This is a genomic window from Mesorhizobium sp. M8A.F.Ca.ET.207.01.1.1, from assembly GCF_004794715.1.
Taxonomy (GTDB): Bacteria; Pseudomonadota; Alphaproteobacteria; order Rhizobiales; family Rhizobiaceae; genus Mesorhizobium.
The window spans coordinates 1-290 of record NZ_SRUS01000534.1; the positions used below are offsets into that span (position 1 = coordinate 1).

The 290-nt window shown below is 55.2% G+C and carries 1 pseudogene; it reads left to right on the forward strand.

The window, feature by feature from the left end:
• Positions 1-290 (forward strand): annotated as a pseudogene (locus tag EN850_RS35715) (exopolysaccharide biosynthesis protein); the annotation flags it as partial.

The following is a 290-nucleotide window of genomic DNA, read 5'->3' on the forward strand; positions in this document are numbered from 1 at the left end:
CGCGAACCTCCAGCTTGAGGAATTGCAGTCTGCCCGGTCGCTGCGGGAAAAGGGCCTGATAACGAACTCGAATGTCAATACGGCGGAACGAGCGCATACCAGCTATCGGGCCGAACTGGCGCAGACCGAGCTGCAGCAGGAACAGGTGCAGCAGGAGCTGCTGAATTCGGAGAGCGAACTGAGAAAGAAGCGGCAAAGTTATGAAATGGACTTGATCGCTCAGACCCAGGACACGCAGGTCGAGCTTGGAAAAGTCCAAAGTCAAATCAGGTATGTTGCCGACAAGCTTC